3 protein-coding genes are annotated in these 5060 nt (G+C 66.7%); all 3 read left to right on the forward strand.

Features of this window, described 5'->3' with window-relative positions:
- The coding region (locus ACXJKH_RS14325; RefSeq protein ID WP_457320222.1) for an amino acid--tRNA ligase-related protein at positions 1-666 on the forward strand (666 nt) is incomplete at its 5' end.
- 195 nt (positions 667-861) lie between these two features.
- Entirely contained in the window at positions 862-2001 is a 1140-nt protein-coding gene (locus ACXJKH_RS14330; RefSeq protein WP_256777169.1) for a response regulator, read from the forward strand.
- A 1-nt stretch (position 2002) separates the two neighbouring features.
- On the forward strand, positions 2003-4960 hold the full coding sequence (locus ACXJKH_RS14335) for an ATP-binding protein (RefSeq protein ID WP_457320225.1): 2958 nt from the start codon (positions 2003-2005) through the stop codon (positions 4958-4960).
- Positions 4961-5060: the final 100 nt, after the last annotated feature.

Here is a 5060-nt window from a genome sequence, read left to right on the forward strand (position 1 = left end):
GCCACGTACACCGAAGTGATGGACCTGACCGAAGGGGTGATCCGCGACGTGGCCAACCAGGTGCTGGGCACGACTACGGTGACCTGGGACGGCGCCACCATCGACCTGGCCCCGGCCTTCCGCCGCTGGCGCATGGACGAGGCGGTGCGCCACCACAACCCGGAAATCAGCGCCGCCGACTGCACCGACCGCGACGCGCTGGCTGCCCATTGCGAGCGCCTGAAGATCCGCATCAAGCCGTCCTACGGCTGGGGCAAGCTGCTGCTGGAGATCTTCGAAGCTACCGTCGAGCACACGCTGGTGCAGCCGACCTTCATCACCGACCACCCGGTCGAGGTCTCCCCCCTGGCCCGTGCCAACGACGACCAGCCCGGCTACACCGACCGCTTCGAGCTGTTCATCAACGGCAAGGAACTGGCCAACGGCTTCTCCGAGTTGAACGACCCGGAAGACCAGGCCGCCCGTTTCCAGGCCCAGGTGACGGCCAAGGAAGGCGGCGACGACGAGGCCATGCACTACGACGCCGATTACATCCGTGCGCTGGAGTACGGCATGGCCCCGACCGGCGGCCTGGGTATCGGCATCGACCGTCTGGTGATGCTGCTCACCGGCAGCAGTTCGATTCGTGATGTACTGCTGTTCCCCTATATGCGTCCGGAAAACTGAGACGTAGGTCCGGCTGCCAAGGGAGGGCAGCCGGGGCGGGGTTCCGCTGAGGTGGCCGCGCGCGTATGGTTTCTGCGTGGCCTTCCCGGTAGACGCCGTGATGGCCAGGGCGATGATCGGTCCGGTGGTGCGTGACATCCGCATCACACCGCGACCACGATCATGAACCGGGAGATCACGACGGGAGGCGGATCCATGCAAGGTGCCAGTGTGCAGAGTGGCGGAGTATTCTCTCCGCAGCATGTTCCAGTGTGGTCCAGGAAGACGGCGGAAGCATCCTTGAATATTGTCATCGTTGACGACCAGACGTCCGCGCGCACCATGCTCCGTCATGTCATCGAGGACATCGCGCCGGAACTGAGCGTGCACGACTTCGGGGATCCGCTCACCGCGCTGGCCTGGTGCGAATCGCACCCGGTGGACCTGCTGCTGCTCGACTACCGCATGCCGGAGATGGATGGGCTGGAGTTCGCCCGCCGCTTCCGCCGGTTGCCCAAGCACCGCGACATCCCGGTGATCCTGATCACCGTGGTCGGTGACGAGCCGATCCGCCAGGCCGCGCTCGAAGCGGGCGTCATCGATTTCCTGGTCAAGCCGATCCGCCCGCGCGAACTGCGCGCGCGCTGCTACAACCTCTTGCAGTTGCGCCAGCAGTCGGAAAACGTCAAGCAACGCGCGCTGTCGCTGGAACAGCGCCTGCTGGCCAGCATGCATGAAGTGGAAGAGCGCGAACGCGAAACGCTGTCGCGGCTGGCGCGTGCGATCGAGTTCCGTGATGCCGGCACCAGTGCCTACCTGGAGCGCATGGCGCACGTGGCCGGGTTGATCGCCGAGCAGCTCGGCCTGCCCGAGGACGAGTGCAAGCTGATCGAGATGGCGGCGCCCCTGCACGATATGGGCAAGATCGCCATCCCCGATGCGGTGCTGCTCAAGCAGGGCAAGCTCAACGAAGAGGAGCTGGCGATCATGCGCCGGCACCCGCGTATCGGCTATGAGCTGCTGAGCGGCAGCCAGAACCGTTTCATCCAGGTCGGTGCGTTGATCGCACTGCGCCATCACGAACGTTATGACGGCAGCGGGTATCCCGACGGCCTGATCGGCGATGCGATCCCGCTGGAAGCGCGGATCGTGGCGGTTGCCGATGTATTCGATGCCCTGATCTCACCCCGACCGTACAAGGAAGCATGGACGATGGAAGCGACGTTGGCCTACCTCTACGCACAGCGTGGCCGGCTGTTCGACCCGCGTTGCGTGGACGCGCTGCTGCGCGGCCGGCAACAGCTGGACGAAATCTGCGCCCAGCACTCGACCGCCTCGACCCGCCCGGGGATGTGACATGCATGGCCTGCTCCAGCGCCTCAAGCAGCGGCTGGACACGATGCGCGGCCATGCGTTCGTCCGGTTCTTTCCTGCCACGCTGGTGTCGCTGGTCGCACTGGCGGTGCTCGCGCCCGCGCAGTGGTGGATCGGTGCGACGCTGGTCGTGGCCGCCGCTCTCATCCACGTGAGCCGGTCGGCACACGCGGGACGACGCGCGTCGAATGGCTCCAACGCCGGCCGCGGCATCCTCGCCGAGCTGCGTGCGCGGCTGTCCAATCGACCCGACAGCGAGCACCTCCAGAACTTCATCCGGATTGCGATCACCGCGTTGTTCATCGGCTATCTCGGCTGGCGCTATACGCAGGTGGGGGGCGACATTCTGCGCGTGACGTGGCTGATCCTGGCAGTCGAGCTGGCCGTGGCGATGCTGTTGCTGGCGGGTCTGTTGGCGCGACCGGGCGTGTCGCGCGCGCGGCGTACCGTGGGGATGGTCACCGATTACGCCTGCATGGGCGCGATCATGACCCTGCAGGGAGAACCGGCGGCGTTGCTGTATGTGGTGCTGCTTTGGGTCACCATCGGCAATGGCATGCGCTATGGGCGCGGCTACCTGCATGCCGCCACCGCGATGGGCTGCGCGGCGTTCCTCTGCGCACTCCTGTTTTCCCCGTACTGGGCCGGACACCATCTACTCGGCTGGGGACTGCTGCTGGGACTGGGCATGACCCCGCTGTACTTCGTCGGCATCAGCCGGGCCGCGCCCCCGGCCGCCGCCGACCCGCGTACGGCGGCGGTGGGACCGGTGCATCGCCTCTACCTGCAGGTAAAGGAGCGCCTGACCAAGCGTTCGGACAGCGAGCACGGCCAGGCCATCGTGCGTATCGTGTTGATCACGCTGATCCTGGGCTATGTGCTCATGCCCAGCGTGCGCCACGACCTGCCGCCGGCGCAGCATCACGGCGTGCTGGCGATCGTGCTGACCGGGCTGTTCCTGTCGATCACGCTGTTTGCCTGGCTGCTGGTGCGGCCGGCGCGCTCGGATCCGCGGCGTATCGCCGGGATGCTGGCCGATTACGGCCTGATCGCCGCAGGCATGGTGCAGATGGGCGAGCCGCTGGCGTGGGTCTACATCGTGGTGATGTGGGTGACCGTGGGCAACGGCATGCGCTACGGGAACAATTATCTGTACGCAGCCGTGGCCATGGCGCTGGGCAGCTTCGGCTACACCATGTTGGCCACGCCCTATTGGGAACAGAACGGTCGCCTGGGCTTCGGGCTCTGGCTCGGGTTGGCGGCGGTGCCGCTGTACTTCTCCAGCCTGCTGCGTCAGTTGACCCACGCCATGGACGAGGCGCGTCGCGCCAGCGAGGCCAAGAGCCGGTTCCTGGCCAACATGAGCCATGAATTCCGCACGCCGCTCAATGGCCTGTCGGGGATGACCGAAGTGCTGGCCACCACGCAGCTGGATGAAGAGCAGCGCGAGTGCGTCAGCACCATCCAGGCCTCCTCCCGCAGCCTGCTGGCACTGGTGGAGGAGGTGCTGGACATCTCGGCCATCGAGGCGGGCAAGCTGCGGGTGCTGGCCGAGGATTTCTCGCTGGCCGATGTGATGCAGTCCATCGGGCTGATCCTGTTGCCGCAGGCCAAGGTCAAGCGTCTGGCCTACCAGGTCAAGGTGGATGACGCGGTGCCGGCGCGGCTGCGCGGCGACCTGGGCCATCTGCGGCAGATCCTGCTCAACCTGGCTGGCAACGCGGTCAAGTTCACCGACCACGGCAAGGTCGAGATCCGGGTGTCGCTGCTGCGCGATGACGGGCAGGGCAACGTGCGGATCCGGTTCGACATCCTCGATACCGGTATCGGCGTGGTCCCGGCCATGCGTCCGCGGTTGTTCGAGGCCTTCGAGCAGGCCGATGTGAKCATGGCGCGTCGGCACGAGGGCACCGGGCTGGGCACGACCATTGCCAAGGGCCTGGTGGAGGCGATGGGCGGGCAGATCGGCTTTGCCGAGAACCCGCCGCAGGGCAGCTGCTTCTGGTTCGAGCTGCCGTTTGCACTTCCCCCGGTGGTCGCCGGCGAGTTCACCCCGGCGGTGGTCGGCGAGAGCGTGCCCGGCAGCGGCAACAACGTGATCGCGTTTGCCGACCCGTTCCTGCGCCATCGCGCACGCGTGCGCAGCATGAAGATTCTGGTGGCCGACGATCATCAGGCCAATCGCCTGGTGCTGCAGCGGCTGCTGCAGAAGGCCGGGCACAAGGTGGTATGCGTCAACGATGCCGAGGCGGTGCTGGATGCGTTGGCCGAAAGCGATTACGACGTGGCCATCGCCGATCTGCACATGCCGGGGATGAGCGGGCTGGACATGCTCAAGGAGCTGCGGGTGATGCAGGCCGGCGGTGCACCGCGCACACCGGTATTGATCCTCAGCGCCGATGTGACGCCCGAGGCGATCCAGCAGTGCACCCAGGCCGGCGCGCACACCTTCTTCGGCAAGCCGGTGGTGGCGGTGCGGCTGCTGGATACGCTGGCCGATATCGCCACCAACGACCAGTTGCGGGCCACGGCGCCGGTGGTGCATGTGTCGGTGGCGCCCGACGGCGTGCTCGATCCGGGCGTGCTCGATGAGCTGGCGTCGCTGGGGTTGGGGGAGGCGTTCGAGCAGGAGTTCGTTCGCCAATGCCTGGAGGATGCGCGGCAGTGCATCGAGGTGGCCGCCGCCGATGGCGAGCGCGCTGACTGGGTGCATCTGCGCGAGCAGGCGCACGCGATCAAGGGCGTGGCCGGCAACCTCGGGCTGGTGCGCGTGGCGCATCGTGCCGGTGAGGTGATGCGCATGGCCGACTGGCAGTTGAAGACCGAGTGGCGCGAGCGGATCAACCAGATCCGCACCGGGATGAAAGAGGGCCGTGCGGCGCTCGAGGCCCGCGCGCAGAAGCGCGACGCGCGCGAGGATGGTGGTAGCGACGTGCGGTGATCGACCGCTTGCTACCGGATTGGGCGGGGGTGTGTGGGTTCGCGKGACACGCTGCAAGTACGTCCATGTAAGCTCGCGTRCGCCATCCATGGCGTACGAC

The sequence above is a fragment of the Stenotrophomonas sp. P5_B8 genome, assembly GCF_054049855.1.

Excerpts from the sequence above, each read along its gene's own strand:
- ACXJKH_RS14330 (WP_256777169.1), top strand. The coding sequence starts at position 862 with ATGCAAGGTGCCAGTGTGCAGAGTGGCGGAGTATTCTCTCCGCAGCAT.